At 42.5% G+C, this 22,604-nt stretch carries 22 protein-coding genes, 1 tRNA gene, 1 pseudogene and 1 other annotated feature (1 of these 25 only partly in view); of the genes and pseudogenes, 1 reads left to right on the plus strand and 23 read right to left on the minus strand.

Going from position 1 to position 22,604, the window contains the following annotated elements:
• Positions 1-8, minus strand: a binding site (T-box leader); it reaches 196 nt to the left of the window's first position.
• Positions 9-30: 22 nt separating this feature from the next.
• Complete coding sequence (locus MGG13_RS07495; protein WP_239034486.1) at positions 31-1,062, minus strand: AbrB family transcriptional regulator; 1,032 nt, start codon at positions 1,060-1,062, stop codon at positions 31-33.
• Positions 1,063-1,421: 359 nt separating this feature from the next.
• Between MGG13_RS07495 and MGG13_RS07500 the strand changes: the two are divergent.
• Positions 1,422-2,543: pseudogene (locus MGG13_RS07500) on the plus strand (IS4 family transposase).
• 200 nt (positions 2,544-2,743) lie between these two features.
• Here the strand turns inward: MGG13_RS07500 and MGG13_RS07505 are convergent.
• The 22 genes from MGG13_RS07505 to trxA form a co-directional block, all read right to left on the minus strand.
• On the minus strand, positions 2,744-3,172 hold the full coding sequence (locus MGG13_RS07505; protein ID WP_239034487.1) for a hypothetical protein: 429 nt from the start codon (positions 3,170-3,172) through the stop codon (positions 2,744-2,746).
• A gap of 143 nt (positions 3,173-3,315) precedes the next feature.
• Positions 3,316-4,590, minus strand: a complete 1,275-nt coding sequence (gene hemL, locus MGG13_RS07510) for a glutamate-1-semialdehyde 2,1-aminomutase (RefSeq protein ID WP_239034488.1) — start codon at positions 4,588-4,590, stop codon at positions 3,316-3,318.
• Complete coding sequence (gene hemB, locus MGG13_RS07515; protein WP_239034489.1) at positions 4,590-5,570, minus strand: porphobilinogen synthase; 981 nt, start codon at positions 5,568-5,570, stop codon at positions 4,590-4,592. Before hemB ends, hemL begins: the two co-directional genes overlap by 1 nt.
• On the minus strand, positions 5,560-6,237 hold the full coding sequence (locus MGG13_RS07520; protein ID WP_239034490.1) for a uroporphyrinogen-III synthase: 678 nt from the start codon (positions 6,235-6,237) through the stop codon (positions 5,560-5,562). The genes hemB and MGG13_RS07520 overlap by 11 nt, the downstream gene beginning before the upstream one ends.
• Position 6,238: 1 nt before the next feature.
• Entirely contained in the window at positions 6,239-7,168 is a 930-nt protein-coding gene (hemC, locus tag MGG13_RS07525; RefSeq protein WP_239034491.1) for a hydroxymethylbilane synthase, read from the minus strand.
• Between the two features lie 10 nt (positions 7,169-7,178).
• Positions 7,179-8,012 (minus strand): cytochrome C assembly family protein, encoded by an 834-nt coding sequence (locus MGG13_RS07530; protein ID WP_133432195.1) that lies wholly within the window; start codon positions 8,010-8,012, stop codon positions 7,179-7,181.
• A 4-nt stretch (positions 8,013-8,016) separates the two neighbouring features.
• Complete coding sequence (gene hemA / locus MGG13_RS07535) at positions 8,017-9,348, minus strand: glutamyl-tRNA reductase (RefSeq protein WP_239034492.1); 1,332 nt, start codon at positions 9,346-9,348, stop codon at positions 8,017-8,019.
• 69 nt (positions 9,349-9,417) lie between these two features.
• Complete coding sequence (gene yihA / locus MGG13_RS07540) at positions 9,418-10,005, minus strand: ribosome biogenesis GTP-binding protein YihA/YsxC (protein ID WP_239034493.1); 588 nt, start codon at positions 10,003-10,005, stop codon at positions 9,418-9,420.
• A 53-nt stretch (positions 10,006-10,058) separates the two neighbouring features.
• Positions 10,059-11,312, minus strand: a complete 1,254-nt coding sequence (clpX, locus tag MGG13_RS07545; protein ID WP_133432198.1) for an ATP-dependent Clp protease ATP-binding subunit ClpX — start codon at positions 11,310-11,312, stop codon at positions 10,059-10,061.
• A gap of 123 nt (positions 11,313-11,435) precedes the next feature.
• Positions 11,436-12,725, minus strand: coding sequence for a trigger factor (gene tig, locus MGG13_RS07550; RefSeq protein ID WP_239034494.1), 1,290 nt, complete (start codon positions 12,723-12,725; stop codon positions 11,436-11,438).
• A gap of 74 nt (positions 12,726-12,799) precedes the next feature.
• Complete coding sequence (locus MGG13_RS07555) at positions 12,800-13,750, minus strand: hypothetical protein (protein ID WP_239034495.1); 951 nt, start codon at positions 13,748-13,750, stop codon at positions 12,800-12,802.
• The gene (locus tag MGG13_RS07560) at positions 13,750-14,370 is read right to left on the minus strand and encodes an NUDIX domain-containing protein (protein WP_133432201.1); all 621 of its coding nucleotides are present in this window, start codon (positions 14,368-14,370) and stop codon (positions 13,750-13,752) included. The genes MGG13_RS07555 and MGG13_RS07560 overlap by 1 nt, the downstream gene beginning before the upstream one ends.
• Before the next feature lie 105 nt (positions 14,371-14,475).
• Positions 14,476-14,549 (minus strand) — tRNA-Arg (locus MGG13_RS07565).
• A gap of 90 nt (positions 14,550-14,639) precedes the next feature.
• Positions 14,640-15,122: a YfcE family phosphodiesterase gene (locus MGG13_RS07570; protein ID WP_239034496.1), complete on the minus strand. Its 483-nt coding sequence runs from the start codon at positions 15,120-15,122 to the stop codon at positions 14,640-14,642.
• Positions 15,119-15,703, minus strand: coding sequence for an XTP/dITP diphosphatase (locus MGG13_RS07575; RefSeq protein WP_133432254.1), 585 nt, complete (start codon positions 15,701-15,703; stop codon positions 15,119-15,121). The genes MGG13_RS07570 and MGG13_RS07575 overlap by 4 nt, the downstream gene beginning before the upstream one ends.
• Positions 15,700-16,512 carry a glutamate racemase gene (racE, locus tag MGG13_RS07580; protein ID WP_239035697.1) on the minus strand — a complete coding sequence of 271 codons (813 nt, stop codon included), beginning with the start codon at positions 16,510-16,512 and terminating at the stop codon, positions 15,700-15,702. The genes MGG13_RS07575 and racE overlap by 4 nt, the downstream gene beginning before the upstream one ends.
• Complete coding sequence (locus MGG13_RS07585) at positions 16,506-16,937, minus strand: MarR family winged helix-turn-helix transcriptional regulator (RefSeq protein ID WP_133432256.1); 432 nt, start codon at positions 16,935-16,937, stop codon at positions 16,506-16,508. The genes racE and MGG13_RS07585 overlap by 7 nt, the downstream gene beginning before the upstream one ends.
• A 77-nt stretch (positions 16,938-17,014) precedes the next feature.
• Positions 17,015-17,779 carry a succinate dehydrogenase iron-sulfur subunit gene (gene sdhB, locus MGG13_RS07590; protein ID WP_133432257.1) on the minus strand — a complete coding sequence of 255 codons (765 nt, stop codon included), beginning with the start codon at positions 17,777-17,779 and terminating at the stop codon, positions 17,015-17,017.
• Positions 17,779-19,539 (minus strand): succinate dehydrogenase flavoprotein subunit, encoded by a 1,761-nt coding sequence (gene sdhA, locus MGG13_RS07595; RefSeq protein ID WP_239034497.1) that lies wholly within the window; start codon positions 19,537-19,539, stop codon positions 17,779-17,781. The genes sdhB and sdhA overlap by 1 nt, the downstream gene beginning before the upstream one ends.
• A 20-nt stretch (positions 19,540-19,559) precedes the next feature.
• Positions 19,560-20,174, minus strand: a complete 615-nt coding sequence (locus tag MGG13_RS07600; protein ID WP_133432259.1) for a succinate dehydrogenase cytochrome b558 subunit — start codon at positions 20,172-20,174, stop codon at positions 19,560-19,562.
• Positions 20,175-20,362: 188 nt separating this feature from the next.
• Positions 20,363-22,162: an excinuclease ABC subunit UvrC gene (uvrC, locus tag MGG13_RS07605; protein ID WP_239034498.1), complete on the minus strand. Its 1,800-nt coding sequence runs from the start codon at positions 22,160-22,162 to the stop codon at positions 20,363-20,365.
• Between the two features lie 50 nt (positions 22,163-22,212).
• Positions 22,213-22,527, minus strand: coding sequence for a thioredoxin (gene trxA / locus MGG13_RS07610; RefSeq protein ID WP_133432261.1), 315 nt, complete (start codon positions 22,525-22,527; stop codon positions 22,213-22,215).
• Positions 22,528-22,604: the final 77 nt, after the last annotated feature.

A 22,604-nucleotide genomic window follows, 5' to 3' on the forward strand; every position in this document is an offset into this window, starting at 1 on the left:
ATCTTATTGAATAATTTCATATTAGCGGATTTAAATGGACTTGTCAAATCGCTTCAGCACAGTCTGCATAAAGGGCGCCACGACTAATAAGATAAGAAAAATACGGAAGATATGATAACTGGATATCATCGCAATATTGCTGCCTGTTTCAAGGGCAACAATCACAATCTGTGCCATACCGCCCGGTGCCAGACTTAAAAAGGTATCGTTAAATGGATGATCTGTCATGAATAAAGCAGCTACAAAGGTCACTAAGATAAGCAATGTATTCTGTACGGTGATACCTAAAAAAAGTCTGAACGTCAGACTGCTGGATAAATCCACCAGCTGCAGACCGATTCTGATGCCGAATAACAGCTGAGCTGCAGCAATTAAGTAGTAAGGAATAGAAAAGCTGTCCCCCGTTACAATATTCCAGCCTGCCATGATAAATATCGGTGCTAGAAGTTGAGGAACTGGAAAATGAATTCGCCGCAAGAATATAAAGAATAAACCGGTCAGACTGACGATGAATAAAATCTGATTAAATGACAAAACATGAAAAATGGATTCACTGTGTATTACGCTTCCTGTTGCTGCACCGCTACTGAATGACGCAATAAAGGGTACAATCATCACGACAAACAACAGACGGGAGGTCTGAGATAATGTAACGGCAAGAAGGTCTGCTCTTTTATTCTCCTCTGCCATGACAATCATCTGACTCAGGGCTCCTGGAACTGCACTTAAGAATGCAGTCTCATAGCTGCACTGCGTTATCTTTCGGTAGATAAGCGACAATAAAATAGCTGCACCGATAATGATGATATTGAGTAAAACAATATGAAACAAATCATTTCGAATGTCTGACAGTACCTTTAATGTAAAGGATGTCCCTATCTGAGCCCCCAGAATAAACAGTCCTGAATCTGCGAGCCACTTCGGCCAGATCATTTGTCTGCCGCTTATTTTTCTGACAGATGCTGCTGCGATAATGGGTCCAAACAACCAGGGGAGAATCATATGTAACATCATCAGTAATAAACCAAAGGCAATGGACAATAAAACGGTTATTATTAGCAATTCTTCACACCTCCTTTGTTTAATCATGTAGGAATGGGTATAGTTCATTATAACTAAAGGGAGGACAAAAAAGTGATCAGATTTTTCGGCGGTACAACAGGATGTATGTTTTCAATCATTGCATCTATTATTCTGACTATTATTCTTAATCTTATCCTTAACTTTATCTTTTAAATAAAAGACAGTTTCTATCATGAAACTGTCTTTTTTTCATATTTATTCACTAGTGTTGCATAAAAATATTTCAAGCTACGGTTTTAAATAGAATATTCTAAAAATTTATTTTCTGTACAAAAAAAGTCCTTTATAATGGTTGGAGGTAGTAATACACATCCAAATCCAATACAAAGGATCTCAACATGGATAAGTTTACTAGAAAATCATCATTTGAACAATGGATTTCACCGATAGATTTCAAGAAAATTTCTCAATAGGTGAAAATCCTGAATTTAGACTACTATACAAAGAAGCTAGATACCTGTGCTTTCATTAAACTCCTGTTATATTCACAGTTATTTGAGACCGAAAGTCTACGAGCTGTCAGTGACAGTGTTTTTTCAGAGAAACTTCAGAAAACCTTAGGTTTTGATTCTATCAGCTATTCTCAGCTCAGTAGAAAACTATCTGACGTTCCCACACAGATTTTTAAGGATATCTTCAGTCAGCTGTTAGACCAGATCCAGAGGGAGACGCATTTTAATCAGAAGAGAAAGATCACTACACCATTGAAGATCATTGACTCAAGTACACTGCCTCTGAACCTTCATCACTATCGCTGGGCAAAGTTCAGAAAAACAAAGTCAGGTGTCAAGCTGCACTTACGGTTGGTTCACATGGAAGATCATGATTCATATCCAGACGATTTTTACCTTACCAATGCCTGTGAGAATGATCAGAATCATCTTGAGCTTTTAGTGGATGACAAGGAATGTATGTACGTTTTTGATCATGGATATGTACAGTACAGCAGATTTGATGAAATGACTGATGAAGGCTACTTCTTTGTATCCAGATTACGGAGTAATGCGGTTCATAGAGTCATTCACGATTTTGGTGCCGGCGAACAGAGCAGCGTCATTTCAGATGAGATGGTGGTTCTTGGAACAACGACTAACAGGACAGAACATTACTTTCGCCGTGTGACTGTTCAGGATGAAAAAGGCAAAAACCTTGTCTTAGTGACCAATAGATTTGACTTATCTCCGGAGGAGATTGGCGAAATCTACAAATCACGCTGGGCGATTGAACTGTTCTTTAAATGGATCAAGCAGCATCTGAACGTCAAAACATTTTACGGCTGTTCGGAGACAGCTGTCTCCAATCAGGCTTATATCGCTTTGATTGTCTACTGTTTGAATATGCTGATTAAGTTGAAGAATAATAGTAGAAAGAGTATTCTGCAGATCACCAGGTTACTTAAAGCCTCTATATGGAGCAAGGGACACCATCTGATTCGTAGAATCAGGGAGCCTATCCCCTGATAGTTACTAAAAATGTCGCTTAGTTATTACGTAATTACATCAGTAAAAAAATGGATGATCGCTACCTCTGTTTAGGTGTTTTCAATTTTTAAATTTTCGTAGAAAATAAAAGTTCAGAAAATTCTGTATTTATTTATGCAACACTAGTGATATTTATTCAATAAAAAAAACCGTGAACTATGTTCACGGTTTTTTATCAATTATGCAGCTAAGTCAAAGTTGATGATTGAAGCTAAGTCAAAACCACCAGCGTTTGCTTCTGTAGTTGCTTCTTCAGTTGTTGTTGCTTCTGTTGTAGTATCTTCAGTTGTTGCATCTTCAGTTGTAGTTTCTTCTGTTTTGTTATCTTCTTTTTTATCATCTTCGTCATTGTTGCAAAGGTTTAATAAGAATGGGATAGCTAAAAGAAGAAGTAATAATGGAATTAACCATGGCCATGGGCTTTTCTTTTTAGGCTCTTCATGAGCAACATGGCGAGTTTCACGAGTTGTAGTTGTTTCTTTTACACGGTCTCCAGCTACACCCTCACGGTTAGTTGTGCTGTCTACAGTGTGTGTTACGTGACGATCACGCTCTGAATCATAGATAACGTCTTTGTCATTTCTGTTATTATTGTTGTTATTAGCCATTTAACTTACCTCCACATAGGTTATATTTTTTTGTAAATTTTATTTACATGAATAATATTGCCTGATTGCAGAGTTATAAACATAAATAATCAAAAATTTATTAATATTTTTATTCTTCAACTAGCTAAAAGGCTCGCAAACCCTTATTTGACGGCACTTAACGCTTTGTCGAATGCATCTAATGTTTTTTCAATATCTTCAGACGTATGCTGAGTAGAAAGGAACATGCCTTCAAATTGTGACGGTGGTAAGAAGACACCATTCTCTGCCATTTCCTTGTATATTGCTGCAAATAGTTTAAGGTCTGACTTCGAAGCGACTTCAAAATTGATCACTTTTTCATCATTCAGGAAGTAGCCAATCATACTGCCGGCACGGTTGATTGTAATCGGCGCATCGTGTTTTGCGAATATTTCAGTGAGACCTGCTTCTAACTGGTCACCTAGTTTGTTGAAATGATCATAGCTTTCAGGTGTTAACTGGCTGAGCGTATAATAACCACCTGTCATCGCGAGCGGATTACCACTCAGTGTTCCTGCCTGATAAATATCTCCAGCTGGCGCAATGCGCTCCATGATATCTTTGCGGCCGCCGAATGCACCTACTGGCAGACCCCCGCCGATTACTTTACCTAGGCACGTCAAGTCTGGTGTCACATTGAAATAACCTTGTGCACAGTTATAACCAACTCGGAATCCTGTCATGACTTCATCAAAAATCAGCAGTGAGCCATATTCTGTTGTGATGTCTCGTAGTCCTTGCAGGAACCCTTCTACTGGCGGTACAACACCCATGTTACCAGCAACAGGTTCTACAATCACACAGGCAATATCATCACCGAATTTTTCGAATGCTGTCTTAACCGCTTCTAAATCGTTGTAATGAACAGTGATTGTATTTTCAGCTGTTCCTTTTGGGACACCTGGAGAATCCGGCAGCCCAAGAGTAGCAACACCTGAACCCGCTTTAATGAGCAAGCTGTCACTATGTCCATGATAACACCCGATAAATTTGAGAATTTTGTTCCGTCCTGTAAACCCTCGTGCTAAACGTAGTGCCGCAAGAGTGGCTTCTGTACCACTTGAAACCATCCGCACCATCTCGATTGAAGGCACACGCTCAATCACCAGCTCTGCCATCTTTGTTTCAAGTTCTGTCGGCGCGCCGAAGCTCGTTCCTTTTTGGATGGCTTTTGACAGTTCTTCTGTCACTTTATCATCGGCGTGACCTAAAATAAGAGGCCCCCAGCTTAAGACATAGTCAATATATTCTTTACCATCAATATCATAGATTTTAGAACCTTTACCATGATCCATGAAAATCGGGTCCATATCCACACTTTTAAATGCACGAACTGGACTGTTGACGCCGCCCGGCATCACTTTCACTGCTTCTTTGAATGCTTGTTGTGATTTCATTAGTATGCTCCTTTATCTAAGTATTGACAGATATCTTTCGCAAAATAAGTGATGATCATATCTGCGCCGGCACGTTTCATCGAAATCATCTGTTCCATGACGATACGTTCCTCGTCAATCCAGCCGTTTAAGGCAGCCGCTTTAGTCATCGCATATTCCCCGCTGACATTATAGGCAACAACAGGTACATTTGAATTGTTGCGGACATCACGAATAATATCGAGGTAGCTGAGCGCCGGTTTAACAATCATCATGTCACAGCCTTCAGCAAGGTCACTTTCCAGCTCGCGCATTGCTTCTAAGCGGTTTGCCGGATCCATCTGGTAGCCTTTACGGTCCCCTTGACCTGGCGTACTTTCAGCCGCATCACGGAACGGACCATAGAATGCTGACGCATATTTAATGCCGTAACTCATAATAGGAATGTGATAGAACCCTGCTTCGTCGAGTCCTGCACGAATCGCCTGAACAAAGCCATCCATCATATTGCTCGGTGCGATAATATCTGCACCTGCTTTTGCCTGTGAAACTGCTGTTTGAACAAGTAGCGGTAATGTTTCATCATTTAGGACATGACCATGGTCATCCAGCACACCGCAGTGACCGTGGTCTGTATATTCACAGAGACATGTATCAGCGAGCACCAGCATATCCGGATAAAGTTCTTTTGATAAACGCGTTGCTTTCTGGATGATGCCATCGTCAATAAAAGCGCCTGTTCCACAAGCATCTTTTTCATTCGGAATACCAAAGAACATCACTGCTCTGATACCTGCTTCATAAGTCGTCTTCAGTTCCTCGTGTAGCATATTCAGGCTCAGCTGATAAATACCAGGCATCGATGGTACTTCATTTTTAATATCATCCTGTTCAATAACGAATATTGGATAGATTAAATCTTTCTTGGAGATAGTGGTTTCTCTTACCATATCTCGCATCACTGCTGAACTTCTTAAACGTCTATGTCGATCAAAATTCATTCTGTTCCCTCATTTCAAGTATTTTAGTGATCATCTGCTCTTTAGTCGCTTCTTCAGGCATTACGCATCGTTGTCCGTATTCGGTCAGCCTGCGATAAGTCACAGGACCAATCGCAACAACTGGAATCTCAACAGGTGTGAATAAACTGTAATAGGCATCTACAGCTGAAGGGCTCATAAAAGTCAGTACATCTACTTTCTGCGCTTCAATCATAGCATGAATCTGTTCTGCAGCCGAACGAGAAGGCGCCGGCTGATATAAATCAATCCGGTCAACAAGACCACGCGCACTTAAAAATTCGAAAAGCGCAGGCCTTGCTTTCGCGCTGACCGGCAGACAGATATTCCTGCCATCAAAACGACTGCCCGCTTCAACAATAAACGATTCCTGGTTATAGGCGCTCGGCATGAAGTCTACCGTCCAGCCCATGTTTTCGAGCGCTGACTTTGTCTTACTGCCGATCGCCGCAATGTGGTTTGCGGTGATGTCATAGTTCTGACTGAACACTTCGACTGCATTCTGACTCGTAAAAATAAGCCAGTCATAGTGTTCTTGATAGTCACTTCGTACGGGGAGCACTTCTATACCGATAAGCGGTATATGAATAAGCTCGACTTCGTCTGTCTGTGTTTTTCCACTATCAGTCATCACTACAACTGGCTTCATTTTATCGACTTCCTTCTATATTTAATGCCTCAATAATATCGTAGGCACCTTTTTCTTTCATTTCAGCCGCAGCTTTTTCACCAATAGCTTCAAGATTCTTACTACGGATTTCGCTCGCGTAGCGTTGTCTGCCGTCTGGTGACATGATCAGTCCACGGAAATAGATTTCATCATTTTCAACTACCGCATGTCCTGCAATCGGTACTTGGCAGCTACCATCCATCAGACGCAGGAAATCACGTTCCACTTGTGTACAGCGTGCTACATCATCATTGTGCACAGCACTTAAGATGTCGAGGACGACCTGATCATCTGAACGGCACTCTATGCCCAGTGCACCTTGTCCAATCGCCGGCAGCATCGTTTCAGGTTCCAGATATTCAGTGACCGTATCCTCACTCCAGCCCATACGTTTAAGACCTGCTGCTGCAAGAATAATGGCATCATAAGCGTCGTTATTCAGCTTGTTCAGGCGAGTATCGATATTGCCACGTATCCATTCAATCTTCAGGTAGGGATACTGATTAAGAATCTGCGCCCCACGACGAAGTGAGCTGGTCCCGACAATACTGCCTTCCGGTAAATCTTTAAGCTTTGTATGATTCTTAGAAATAAAAGCATCACGAGGATCTTCACGATCAGGAATACAGCCAAGCGTTAAACCTTCTGGCAGGACACTTGGGACATCTTTCAGTGAGTGGATCGCAATGTCGATTTCTTTATTCAGAAGGGCGTGTTCTATTTCTTTCACGAACAGTCCTTTTCCTCCTACTTTAGAGAGCTGCACATCGACAATCTTGTCACCTTGTGTGACGATTTCCTTAAACTCGATCTCAAGGTCAGGAAATTTCGCCTGCAGAGAATCTGTAAACTGTTTACTTTGTGTTAAAGCAAGTTGACTTCTTCTCGTTCCCACTACGATTTTCGCCATAATAATCCTCCTAATTAATCAGCTGATGAAACTCTGAATATCTGCTGATGATCAAATAATTGACCATACAGATGAGAAAGAACATAATATTGATTTCCATCAGTCTGTTCAACTTCATTTTTTTGTTTGTGAAGAAATAAATATAAATCCCGTAAATCAATAGCACAAGCGCCGAACCCACTACCTTACTGTCCAGCCAGATAGATGGCCCAATCAGTATCAGTCCCCACTGAATACCCAGAACCAGTGAGATAAAAAGCAGAATAAAACCGATGATACTGAAATGATTGACAGAACGGCTGATAGACGCAAGGTCACTCATTCTAAAAAATTTCTGCGTGAACTTCTTGTTTTTCAGGTTGCGCATCTGATAGAGATAAAGGCCTGCCTGTATCGCTGCTATCAGAAAGGTCACATAAGCTGCTATAGCGAGCGTCACATGCACCATCAAGAGTTCATTCATCATGTGCGACACCGTTGTATTGGACTGATATTCCACCGGCTGAAAGGTATGAATCGCCATAAAGATAAAGCCGATAAGGTTCATCATAAATCCTAAAAATTCAGTCCGGGTCGTTTCAGACATCACGATCGAAGCGATAATGATCAGCCATGTAAAGAAATAAAACCCTTCTGTTATCGTCTGAACTGGAAACCGTCCTGCTGTCAGATAAAACTGGCCTATCATCAAGGTCTGCAGCACCAGCACGATGATAAGGAGTGTAAATCCTATTTTCTTGATGCGGTTATTCTTATCTATAAAGTCTATGAAATAACAGGCAATACTCATCATATAATTGAAAAGTATTGCCTCGTTAATTCTGACTGTCAGTAACTCAGACATCTAATCACCCATTTCCTGGTTCTAGCCGTCCTTGCATCGGTTTACTGTCTGAGAGTTTGTGTGTTTCAACTTCACTCGTAATGTTGAAGATTTCCTGGAAAAATTGCAGCTGTTCTTCACGGTTCACACTGCCACTGAGTTCTTTGGCCTGCTGAATCGGATCTTTCAGCATCTGATTGATAATGCTCTTCATGTGTTTAGAGATGACTTTACGATCACGGTCAGACAAGTCCGGCATCTTGCGGTCAATGCTGTCCATCGTTGTCTCCTGGATGCGCAGTGCTTTCTCACGCAGTGCAGTAATAACAGGTACAACACCGAGCATATTGACCCAGTCAAGGAACTGGATAATCGCTGTCTCAATCATGCCTGTAATTTTATCTGCTGCTTTCTCGCGTTCAGCAAGATTGGCATCAACAAGACCTTTCAAGTCATCGACATCATAGTTGAAGACAAGGTCAAGCTCGCCTACTGCCGGATCAATATCACGTGGTACGGCGATATCAATCATCACAAGCGGATGAGAAGGACGCAAATTCATCACGTGAGCCATCATTTCCTCTGTAATAATATAATCACGAGCACTCGTTGAAGAGATGACAATGTCATTCTCCAGAAGCGCACACTGAAGTTCTTCCATCAGCACATGTCTGCCGCCAAAACGTCCTGCTAAAGTCTCTGCTTTTTCTGCTGTACGGTTCATGACGGTGATGTCTTTTGCCCCACTGCCTGCTAGATTCTCGAGCGCAAGCTCTGCCATCTCACCGGCACCAATAATGAGGATTCGCTTTCCTTGCAGAGAACCCAGTATTTTCTTAGAAAGTTCAACTGCCGCATATGAAACCGATACTGCCTTAGAAGAAATATCCGTTTCAGAGTGCGCACGCTTCGCGAGCGTAATCGCTTCCTTGAACAACTTATTAAAGATAGTTCCAGTTGTGCCTTCACTTTGTGCCAGTAAAAAGCTGTCGCGTATCTGTCCTAGAATCTGTGTTTCACCTAAGACGATTGAATCGAGACCTGCTGTCACTCTATATAAGTGTCTGACTGCTTCATCATCAACTTTAACGCTTGTCACACTTTTGACTGTCTCCATCGACACGTCAAACCATTCAGCAAGGAATGCTTTCACATAATAACGTCCTGTATGAATCTGATCGACAACTGCATAGACTTCTGTCCTGTTACAAGTCGATACAATGACACCTTCAAGTACTGATTTCTGATTAATCAGCGCTGAATGTGCCTGTTCAATGTTCATGTCTGAAAAAGTCAGCTGTTCCCGTAAGCTGACGTCTGCTGTTCTGTGATTGACACTCACTACAACAATATGCATTTCTGTCGCCCCCAATATAGCCATTACTCCTATTATAGCACTAACTAGACCTGCTGTAACAGGATGTGTTTATAAATAACTTGCAATGGCCTGCCAGATGACTGGATTTTTTTCTTTCGATAATGAAGAGTAGCTGATCAGTGTATCGTTCTTGTCGATTTCTAAAGCCTGTCTGATGACTTTAAGATGCTTCTGTACTTTCCCCTTCGGAATCTTATCTTCTTTTGTTGCGATAATAATGGTCGGTATATCGTAATGCTTCAGGAAATCATACATCAGTACATCATCCTGAGAAGGTTCGTGACGGATATCGACCAGCTGGATAACGACAGCCAGATTTTCTCTTGTCGTTAAATATGTTTCAATCATCTTGCCCCAACGTTCACGTTCAGTCTTCGAAACCTTAGCATAGCCGTAACCCGGTACATCGACGAAAACGAGCTGCTCATCGATATTAAAGAAGTTCAGTGTCTGTGTCTTACCTGGTTTAGATGAAATTCTCGCCATACTTTTACGTTTAATCATCGTATTGATGAAAGACGACTTGCCAACATTTGAGCGGCCGGCAAGTGCCACTTCTTTCAAACCTGTATCCGGGTACTGCTCTGGTTTGACAGCACTGATCAGGATTTCTACATTATTTGGATTGATATTCATATTGCTCCTCCTTCAAAAAAGCCCCACAGGTCTTAACCCATGAGGCTTGTCCATTAAGCTGTTTTAATACGTTCGCTGTTCTCGTCGTAAAGCTCAGGTCCCACTGATTCACGAATCGTTTCTTCAGTGATGACGACTTTCTTCACTTGATCTTCTGATGGAATATCAAACATAATATCCATCATGCTCTCTTCTATAATAGAGCGCAGACCGCGTGCGCCTGTTTTACGTTCAATCGCAAGTTCACTGATCGCTGTTAAAGCATCGTCAGTGAATTCAAGTTCTACACCGTCCAGTTCAAGCATTTTTTTGAACTGTTTGACCAATGCATTTTTCGGCTGAGTCAGGATGTTTTTAAGCGCATCTACATCCAGCTGTTCAAGATTGGCAACGACTGGAATACGACCGATAAACTCAGGAATTAGACCATAAGCCTGTAAATCTTCCGGTTTAATCTGCGAAAGCAGTGTAGATTCATCGAAATCACGTTCTTTCGTACCCGTGAAACCGATCACTTTCTCACCGAGACGACGTTTGATGACTTCATCGATACCGTCAAATGCACCACCCAGAATGAAGAGAATATTAGTCGTATCAATCTGAATAAACTCCTGGTTCGGATGCTTACGTCCACCTTGAGGCGGGACAGAAGCGACAGTTCCTTCAAGAATTTTCAGGAGTGCCTGCTGGACACCTTCACCTGATACATCACGTGTAATCGATGTATTCTCAGATTTACGAGCAATCTTATCGATCTCATCGACATAGATAATACCTTTTTCAGCCCGTTCGATATCAAAATCAGCTGCCTGAATCAGACGGAGAAGGATATTCTCTACATCCTCACCTACATAACCTGCTTCAGTCAGGCTCGTAGCATCTGCAATCGCAAACGGTACGTTCAGTGAACGAGCCAGTGTCTGAGCAAGGAGTGTCTTACCGCTACCTGTCGGACCAATAAGTGCGATATTACTTTTCTGCAGTTCCACCGCATCTTCTTCTGTCGCAGCCGGCTGCACTATACGTTTGTAGTGGTTGTAGACAGCTACAGCAAGAGCTTTCTTGGCTTTTGTCTGACCGATGACATATTCATCGAGCAGTGCAAGCATCTCTTTAGGTTTAGGTACTTCTGTGAGTTCTTCTGTCTCAGTCGTACGCAGTTCTTCTTCTACGATTTCCGAGCAGAGTTCGATACATTCATTACAAATATATACGCCGCTACCTGCAACTAATTTCTTGACCTGATCCTGGTCTTTGCCGCAGAACGAACATTTTAAATTACTTTCATCTTCATCAAATTTAAACATTTCTACACCCCTATCTTATTCAAAAATATACTAAAGTGACTGACCTAATGCAAATGATTAAACTGAAAGAGAATCTGTAGTAAAAGCTACAGATTCTCTTCCGTTATTCTTATAGTCAGAACCTTATTTTGTTTTTGTTTTTGATTCTGATACTAATACGTCAATTGCTTTTTGGATGCGAAGATCGTCTTTTAATACTTCTGCATTACCTAAAGCTGCGCGGATATCTTCTACTGATAAACCGAACTGTTCGCTCATGTTAGTCAGTTCTGCTTCTACATCTTCATCAGAGATTTCGATGTTTTCAGCATTAGCAATAGCAGCAAGCGTTAAGTTTGTTTTAACACGTTTAGCTGCATCTTCTGACATGCTTTCTTTTAACTGTTCTTCAGTTTGACCTGAGAACTGGTAGTAAAGATCTAAGTTAAGACCTTGTTGTGCGATACGTTGTTCGAATTCCTGCATCATGCGGCCAAGTTCAGTCTCAACCATTGCTTGTGGAATATCGATTTCAGCGTTTTCTGTCGCTAAGTTGATGAGTTCTTCTTTCGTTACATTTTCAGCTTGAACTTTTTTCTGTTCAGCTAAGTCTGTACGGAATTTTTCTTTAAATGCATCTGCTGATTCAGCTGACTCATCAAGTTCTTTCGCTAACTCATCATCAAGTTCAGGTACTTCTTTTGTTTTGATTTCATTAATTTTCACTTTGAATACTGCATCTTTACCTGCTAACTCTTCTGCATGGTATTCTTCAGGGAATTTAACGTTAACATCTTTTTCTTCGCCGACTTTAGCGCCAACTAACTGTTCTTCAAAACCTGGGATGAATTGACCTGAACCGATTTCAAGGTCGTATCCTTCAGCTTTACCGCCTTCGAACTGCTCGTCATTAACATAACCGTCGAAGTCTAAGTTAACAACGTCGCCTTCAGCTACTTCGCCTTCTTCTTTAACTGTTAATTCAGCTTTACGAGAAAGTTCAGCATCTAAAGCACTCTTAAATTCTTCGTCTGTTAATTCAGTGTCTTGTGCTTCTACTTCAAGACCTTTGTAGTCTCCAAGTTTAACTTCCGGCTCTACAGTCACTTTAGCTGTAAAGATGAGCTCTTTATCTTTTTCCATTTGTTCGATATCGATTTCAGGACGATCAACCGGGTTGATACCTGCTTCTTCTACTGCATTTGCATATGCATCCGGTAAGATGAAATCAAGTGCATCTTGATATAAAGATTCTACGCCGAAACGTTGTTCGAATAATGGACGAGGCATTTTACCTTTACGGAAACCTGGTACATTAACTTGTTTCACAACTTTTTTGAATGCTTTATCTAATCCTGATTTTACTTCTTCAGCAGGAACAGTAACCGTTAATACGCCTACATTCCCTTCTTGTTTTTCCCATTTAGCTGTCATGTGTGATAACCTCCAGAATTTTTTCAACTCATTTATTATAGCATAATCTTAGTGTTGTACAACAATACTACGTCTTAAAGTTCATATTTCACTGCTTCTTTAATGATGCCCAGTACATGTTCGTGGTCTTCCGTCAGAGTAAGTGGATAAATCTCCTCCATCTGAAACATCGAAAGTGCGAAGTAAATATAGCAGTCTGCAATGACATCCGTCTCAATCGTCAGCTCATCGATATCGAAATTAATCGGATAAAAAACAAGCGCCTGACGTTCCATCCAGTTTTGTACAGAGCCTGCCATGTCCGGCATATTAGACTCAAACCAGTCCAGAACGAGTGGCAGAACATCTTCTATCAGAAAATCCCGGTCTATTGTGACAACGTCAGAAGAAAGAAAGGTCACCGAGGTGCCGAATTTGTTAACTTGAATGATTTCTCTTTCTCCCGCCAGCTGAATATACTGAATGATGACTGTCTGAACAACAGGGTGCAGAGGAGACTTAAGCAGCTCCAGAAAAGTTCCGGTATAAGCCATATTTTCTTCATTTATCAGCTGCTGAATAAAATGCACCTGACGATCAGCGCTCCAGTTAACGAAATCTGACAGGGCATCTGCTGCCTGGCGGTCACGCAGATTTTTGCGGTGACGTGCCTGATCATATAAAGGCAGGAGTTTCATCTTCAGGCGGTGATCGATTTCTTCCGCGCGCAGAGAATCAATGAGTTCAATCACAGTCTGATACTGCCCCAGCTCAAGAAGACTGAGCAGGAAATAATAGACCGTGACTTCGTAGTTAGGATGGCCCTGATTCAGTAGGATACTTGCTTCTTCACGCAGTTCCAGAAAAGATTCAAGCGCGTAAAGGATTTCAAGTTTCTGCAGCTGCTGCTGGTGACTCAATTCAACATGGCGCTCCAGTTCGAGTATCGTCTCGTAAGCAGGCTCAAATTCATTATTCTGAATATATGTCTGCAGCTGCCGATTCAGTTTATCCGGCAGACCAGGAAAAGGTATGATTTCAGTCATTAATGACCTGTCATGTACATCGCTTCAATAATGAGACGACTCCATGTTTCATATGTCGGGACTTCCATCAATCTATTTTTAACCATCCATTGAATAGAAAGTGTATCTGTTTCAACAGCACTTACATCGTGACGGTCGACACAGATTCTGAAGACAAGTCCGATATGTACTCGACCTACTTCATCCCCATCATCATTAATAAAACCAATCAGTTCAAGGTCGCTGTCAGGAATATCAGTGAGACCGACTTCCTCCTCCAGTTCACGACGGGCATTCTCAATCAGAACGCGCTCAATATCGCCGCCTTCCAGTTGATTCATATGTCCGCCCACACCGATAGAGCTTAAACCGTGCAGACGTTCTTCTCCTCCACCTGTCAGGCGTTTATAGACTAAAAGCTCGTCTTCCTGATTTTCAAGTACGCAATAAGAGATAAGCTGTTTGAACTCAGGCGTTTCTTCCATGTCTCCACGACGTTTGACCTGATATTTAGATAATGTCTCAAAGATTTCAAGTGCACGCTGATCTTCTATAGAAATAAAACCATTAAAGGCATTTTTTTCGTGGCTAAATATAGATTCGCGATCAACCACAATAATCTGTTCATCATATTTATTCATCTTTCTGCCCCTGTCTGTTTTTTAATAATAACTAAAGCTTATACGAAATGCTGTCAGTAGACAAATAAAAAAGGAAATGTGAAGTTTCACATTTCCTTTTGTTAGCGTCCTGGGAGGGATTCGAACCCCCGACCGACGGCTTAGAAGGCCGTTGCTCTATCCAGCTGAGCTACCAGGACTCAATTTCAAGACAAGATTAATTATAATCAAGTTTGAACTGGAAAGTCAACAACCTTTTTTTGCGTTATTACACCTTTAATAGTAGAAGGTTAACCCTTCAGCTGCTCTTTTGCATAGATACGGTGCTGCTGATCATAAAAAGTGAGTAAATCATCTTCTATAACAAGATAGGTTTCCGGCTCTTCGCTTCTCGACTGGGCGATACTGCCCGGATTGATACAGATGATCCCGTCAATCTCTTCTATTTTACGGACATGGGTATGACCGTAAAATGCGAAACGGCAACCAGCCGCTTCTGCTGCTTCTGCGAGCTGTTCTCTACCCGCATTGACGCTGTAAAGATGGCCATGTGTCAGAAATGCACCTTGTTTATCTTCAATCACAGCCGTCTTATCAAACCACGGTCCATCACAGTTACCCATCACAGCAACGTAATCTCTTATCTCAGGATTCTCCCTTGTAAATTCAGAATCTCCTAGATGAATATAATAATCAGCATCGTGATGGATGGATTTGATATCTGTCAGAATATTGGTCATGCCATGATTATCGCTGACGACGACCCACTTCATGATGTCTGTCCCTCTAAGTATTCTGTCAGTTTATCGATAGCTTTACGACGATGGCTGATTTCCGCTTTTTCTTCTGACACCAGTTCAGCCATGGTCTGGTCTCTTTCAGGCAAGTAGAAAATAGGATCATAGCCAAAGCCGTGTTCACCGCGCTCTTCTTCAGCAATGACGCCCTCCACTTCACCTCGGAATGTCTGTGTCGGATGTCCAGGCTCGCTCAGTGCGATGACACAGACAAAACGCGCAGCTCGCTCTGATTCACCTTGCAGGTTCTTCAGCAGCAGCTTGATATTAGCCGCATCATCTTTTTCTGTCCCTGCATAGCGGGCAGAGTAAATGCCGGGTGCTCCGTTTAAACTGTCCACAGAAAGTCCTGAATCATCAGCTATCACTGTCTTGCCGAGCAGATGACTTGCCGCTTCTGCTTTCAGTGCCGCATTCTCTTCAAAAGTGGTGCCTGTCTCTTCTACATCAAAATCAGGCAATAAGGTCGTGATGCCGATGACATTGTGTTCAGGGAAGATATGCTTGAAGTCGTTGATTTTACCCTGGTTTCCTGTTGCGATAACGATATCTTTCATTTCAGTTCCTCCTCTAAATTAATGGACTGGACAATGAGCTCCGGATCTTCCAGCCATTCGCGTGCGACACGTGTAAATTTCTCTGCATCCCCGTTGACATAGAACTCATGATGCTTTTCGCTCGAATAAGCGGCATGTCCTTGACTGAACGTCAGAAGTGCACTGACTTCTCTTGCTGTTTCAAGACCGGACGAGATAACCGTCTTTTCTCGATTAAAGTAATCCTCAATATACCCTTTGAGTAAAGGATAATGTGTACAGCCTAATATCACTGTATCAGCTGGATCAAGCCGCCATTCTTTTAAAGTCTGGTGAATGACGATATTCGTCACAACCGGATCATTATAGCCGATCTGTTCGACTAACGGAACGAAGCGCGGACAGCTGACACTATGGACATCGACATTCGGATTGATGGCCTGAATCGACTTGCGGTAGGCATCCGACTTCACTGTTCCTTCTGTCCCGAGAACAAGAACATGACCGTTCGTGGTTGTCATCAGTGCAGTTCTGGCACCCGGCTCTATGACGCCGACCACTGGGATGGAGAGCATCTCTTGCAGCGGCTTAAGTGCAACTGCTGTCGCTGTATTGCAGGCAATCACCAGCATCTTGATGTCTTTCTTCATCAGAAACTGAGCAAGTTCAATCGTGAACTGCTTGACTTCTTCTCCGCTTCTCGGACCGTATGGACATCTAGCCACGTCTCCCAGATAGCAGATACTTTCGTTCGGCAGCTGACGCATGATTTCTTTTGCAACAGTCAGGCCACCCATGCCGGAATCAATCACACCTATCGGCTTCATGATGAGGCCTCCATTTTATCAAACAATTGCTTGATGACTTCAGCCGTCATCATCTGTTTGTCTACTGGAATATCTGCCATCAGCTCATTTAAAAACTCCTGCCGTTTAGAAATGACTTTATTGATAATCTCAATACTCTTCTGCTCGGGATAAAGATTGACTTTACGCTTGTCCGTCGCGTCTTTTTCTCTTCGTACACACTCTTTTTTGATCAGCTGATCGACCATTTCTGATGCTGTAGAGACGGCAATACCCATCTTCGACGCCAGCTGACCGACTGTCAAAGGTTCTTCATGTATCCACTGCACAGCGATAAACTGAGTATCTGACAGTTGATAAGCCTGCAGCTGACTGCGCCCAGACTTCTTAATTCGATCTGCCAGATGACGGAGATGAAACTCCAGTGGAATAATCACTTCTTTATTCATCTTCAATTCCTCACTTCCTATTCATTACTATCATAACAAAAAAAGAGACAGGCGAGAATTCTCACCTGTCGCTCTGATTAATTCACTTGATAGTCTGAACCGAAGAAAGATTTGAATAACTGGAAGTTTGCTGAACGGTTCATTGCTGCGATACTTGTTGTTAAAGGAATCCCTTTTGGACAAGCTTTGACACAGTTCTGTGAGTTACCGCATTCAGCTAGACCACCGTCACCCATTAACGCATGAAGACGCTCATCTTTATTCATCTTACCTGTCGGATGCAGGTTGAAAAGACGAACCTGTGAAATCGGTTGTGCACCCATGAAGTCTGAGTTTTTATTAACGTTCGGACATACTTCAAGGCAGACACCACATGTCATACATTTAGATAATTCGTATGCAGTCTGACGTTGTTTCTCCGGCATACGAGGTCCTGGTCCGAGATCATATGTTCCGTCAATAGGTACCCATGCTTTGACACGTTTTAAATTATCGAACATTTTAGAACGGTCTACCTGTAAATCACGCATCACAGGGAATGTCGCCATCGGTTCCAGTCTGATCGGCTGCTCCAATGTATCAATGATAGCAGAACACGACTGACGTGCTTTACCATTGATGACCATTGAGCAGGCACCGCAGACTTCTTCTAAGCAGTTCATATCCCAAGTGACAGGTGTTGTTTTCTGGCCTTGTGCATTGACTGGATTACGCTGAATCTCCATCAAGGCAGCAATGACATTCATATTAGGACGGTAAGGAATGACGAATTTCTCATCATACGGATTTGATTCGGGATTCGCCTGGCGTCGGATAACAAGTTCAATCGTTTTTTCTGCCATTAATGTTTACCTCCTGATTTAGAGTAGTCGCGGACACGTGGTGGAATTAAGCTCACATCCACGTCTGCGTAATAGAAGATCGGCGGATTTGTCGCACCGTCAAATGTCGCCATTGTTGTTTTCAGCCATTCTTCATCATTACGTTTCGGAAATTCCGGTTTGTAATGGGCACCACGTGACTCATTACGGTTATAAGCACCGATTGTCATGACACGTGCCAGCACAAGCATGTTCCATAACTGACGAGTGAAGAAGACTGCCTGGTTGCTCCATGTCGCTGTATCCTCCATATCGATATCCTGATAACGTTTCATCAGTTCAACAATTTTCTTATCTGTTTCAAGTAATTTATCATTATGGCGGACTACTGTGACGTTAGCCGTCATGATTTCACCCAGTTCCTTGTGCAGCTTATAAGCATTCTCGCTGCCGCGCATGCTCATAAGTGCATCAAATCGGCGTTGTTCTTCGTCTACTTTACGTGCAAAGACTTCGTCAGAAATATCTTCATAAGACTTTTCGAGATCTTTAACGTATTTAATGGCATTCGGTCCAGCTACCATACCGCCGTAAATAGCAGATAACAGTGAGTTGGCACCTAAACGGTTACCCCCATGCTGAGAGTAATCACACTCACCCGCAGCAAATAGACCTGGAATATTCGTCTGCTGATCATAATCTACCCACAGACCGCCCATAGAATAATGAACAGCCGGGAAGATTTTCATCGGTACTTTACGTGGATCGTCACCTGTGAATTTTTCATAGATTTCGATGATACCGCCGAGCTTCACATCAAGTTCATGCGGGTCTTTATGACTTAAGTCAAGGTAGACCATGTTCTCACCGTTAATACCAAGCTTCTGATTCACACAGACATCAAATATTTCACGTGTCGCAATATCACGCGGCACTAAGTTACCATAGTCAGGATACTTCTCTTCTAAGAAGTACCAAGGCTTACCATCTTTGTATGTCCAGACACGACCGCCTTCACCACGTGCTGATTCACTCATGAGACGCAGTTTGTCATCTCCAGGGATCGCTGTCGGGTGAATCTGAATGAATTCACCGTTCGCATAAGTCGCGCCCTGCTGGTAGACAATCGATGCAGCAGAACCTGTATTGATCATAGAGTTTGTTGATTTACCGAAAATAATACCAGGGCCACCTGTTGCCATGATAACTGCATCAGCAGCGAAAGACTTAATCTCTGAATTCACTAAGTTCTGCGCCACGATACCACGGCAGACACCGTCGTCATCTTTAACGATGCCGAGGAATTCCCAGCCTTCAAACTTTGTCACAAGACCGTCTACCTCGTAGCGACGAACCTGCTCATCAAGTGCATAAAGCAGCTGCTGACCTGTTGTTGCACCTGCAAATGCTGTACGGTGATGCAGTGTGCCACCGAAACGACGGAAGTCAAGTAAACCTTCTGGTGTACGGTTGAACATAACACCCATTCTATCCAGTAAGTGAATGATGCTTGGTGCTGCTTCAGTCATCGCTTTAACAGGCGGCTGGTTTGCCAGGAAATCTCCCCCATATACCGTGTCGTCAAAGTGAATCCAAGGTGAATCCCCTTCACCTTTCGTATTGACTGCACCATTGATACCACCTTGTGCACACACTGAGTGTGAACGTTTAACTGGCACTAAAGAAAATAGTTCTACGTTTGTATTGTGCTCAGCTGCTTTAATGGCTGCCATTAAGCCGGCAAGACCGCCTCCGACAACAATTACTTTACTGTTTGCCATATATATGCCACTCCCCTAAATTAAATAAATGCGATTAAAGCTGTAAATCCTAATGCTGCTACGAGTACAAACACCGCAAGTGACACATATGTCATGATACGCTGTGATTTCTCGCTTTGCGTGATTCCCCATGTCACGGCAAATGACCATAAGCCATTAGCAAAATGGAAGATCGTGCTTAAAAGACCGATTGAATAAAACGCGATCCAGAATGGATTATTGAAGATGTTGTGCATCATCTCATAGTTGACATGTGCATCATGCAATGTAACCTGGACACGTGTCTGCCAGACGTGAACAGCGATGAAGAAGAATGTGATGATACCTGAAGCACGCTGCAGCAGGAACATCCAGTTACGGAATGTTGAATAATGTCCGATATTATTTTTAGCTGTAAACGCAATATAGAAACCATAGATGGCATGGAACAGGATCGGAATGTAGATAATCACTGTCTCCAGCAGCAGTTTGAGCGGTAATCCTCCCATAAAGTCAGATGCTCTGTTAAAACTTGCCTCACCATATACTGCGAAGTGGTTTACGAATAAATGCTGAATTAAAAAGACACCAATCGGTAACACACCTAGTAATGAATGAAGCCTGCGTATTGCAAATGATTGTTCTGAATTCGCCAAGCGAAGTCCCCCCTAATATTTTCTGATAAATCATCACAAACTATTGTACGCTTAAACATAGGTCAAATCAAGAAACCGATTACATTTTGTTGTACAGTATGTGAAGTTTAATATATGACAATTGTATCATTAATTTTAGATGGATTGTTTATGATAATTATTCTCAATAAAAGTAAAAAAACAGCCCCTCAGGACTGTTTTTCTGTCTGTTCATTTAATGTCTCTAAAATCAGAGTTGCCGTCCCTTTCGGAATACCGATAGCAGTCAAATCTTCCTGCTTGGCTTCCTTGATACGTTTAGTCGAGCCGAAGTGCTTGATCAGCTGCTGCTTACGCTTCGGACCAATGCCTGGAATCGTATCCAGCTGTGACTGCAGACCTGTCTTCTGTCTCGTCTGCCGGTGGAATGTAATCGCAAAGCGGTGGACTTCATCCTGAATCCGCTGCAATAGATAAAAGGCCTGACTTTTCTTATCAAGCGGAATAATATCCGCATTGTCGCCGTAGAGCAGTTCTGCTGTCTGGTGCTTGGCGTTTTTCTTCAGACCGGCAACCGGTATATCGAGACCGAGTTCATCCTGCAGGACACTGGTCACGATATTCATATGACCTTTACCACCGTCGACAATGATGAGATCCGGCAGCGGCAGTTGTTCTCGTAATACGCGCGTATAGCGACGTCTGACCACTTCTGCCATTGACTTATAGTCATCTGGGCCCGATACTGTCTTAATTTTATATTTACGATAGTCCTTCTTGCTTGGTTTACCATCGACAAAAGAAATCATAGCAGAGACAGAGTCGACACCCTGAATGTTCGAGTTATCAAATGCTTCGATACGAATAGGCGTCGGTATACTCATCGCTTCCCCGATCTCTTCAATCGCTTTGATTGTCCGGGATTCATCACGCTTGATGATTTCAAACTTACTGGACAGTGCGATATCTGCATTTTTAACAGCAAGGTCAACCATCTCGCGCTTCTTGCCGCGGACAGGCTGAACAACCTTTGTGTCTACTACAGAACGGATGACATCGATATCCAGACCCGGCTGGATATGGACTTCACCCGGCAGAATATGCTGATCCAGCTGATAAAACTGACCGATAAAATTATAGAACGCGTCTTTCGGGTCTTCCATCAGCGGAATCATCGTGACATTACGTTCAATCAGATTACCCTGTCTGATAAAGAAGACCTGGACGCACATCCAGCCTTTATCCACACTGTAACCGAATATATCACGCACTGTCATATCCGCTGTCATCATCTTCTGCTTAAACATCAGGGATTCAACATGACTGATGAGGTCGCGATACTCTTTTGCCTGCTCGAAGTTCAGCGCTTCACTCGCCTCTGCCATCTTCACTTTAAGGTCTTCAACAATCGTCGTATCTTCACCGTTCAGAAACTGACTGACTGTCTGTATCATCTCCTGATACTCCCGTTCTTCTACATCATAGACGCACGGGCCGAGGCACTGGCCTATATGATAGTAAAGACATAACCGGTCCGGCATTTTGTTGCATTTTCTAAAAGGGATGATTCGATCGAGCAGTTTTTTTGTTTCCTGTGCCGCATAAGCATTCGGATAAGGTCCGAAGTACTTACCTGTATTCTTTTTGACCTGCCTTGTCACAAAGAGTCTAGGGTGCTTCTCTTTCGTGATCTTGATGAACGGATAACTCTTATCATCTTTCAGCAGGATATTATAGCGCGGATAATGCTTCTTGATCAGCGTCAGTTCCAGCAGAAGCGACTCAATTTCTGTACTCGTGACGATAAACTCAAAGTCGCGGATCTCTGCGACGAGCCGTGTCGTCTTCTCATCATGTGCGCCTGTAAAATAAGAACGCACGCGATTTCTTAAGTTCTTTGCTTTACCGACATAGATGATTTCATTCTGCCGGTCTTTCATCAAGTAACAGCCCGGTTCCATCGGCAGGACTGCAAGCTTATGTTTGATTCTGACTTCATATTCTTCCATTTCTTCACCACACTATTCCAAAAAAAAAGAGCCGAAGCTCTTTTTCTCAATTAAAAATGTTTTTCAAGTACTGACTGTAACTGTTCTTTAGGTTGGAAGCCAACGACTTTATCAACTGCCTGACCGTCTTTGAAGACGATTAATGTTGGAATACTCATGACTTCAAACTTAGCAGCTGTTGCCTGGTTGTCGTCCACGTTTACTTTAACGATATCCGCTTTACCATCAACATCGCCAGCTAAATCTTCTAATACAGGCGCGATCATTTTACAAGGTCCACACCAAGGTGCCCAGAAATCGACTAAAGTTACGCCTTCTTTAATTTGTTCTTCGAAATTTGCATCAGTTGCATTGATTAATGCCATGTTTATTTCCTCCTCAAAGTACTATTTTTAAGAATTATAGCATGCAGTTATTTATCCGTCATGCGGTTTGCTCACGA

The organism is Macrococcus brunensis (assembly GCF_022343725.1).
GTDB classification, from domain to species: Bacteria; Bacillota; Bacilli; order Staphylococcales; family Staphylococcaceae; genus Macrococcus; species Macrococcus brunensis.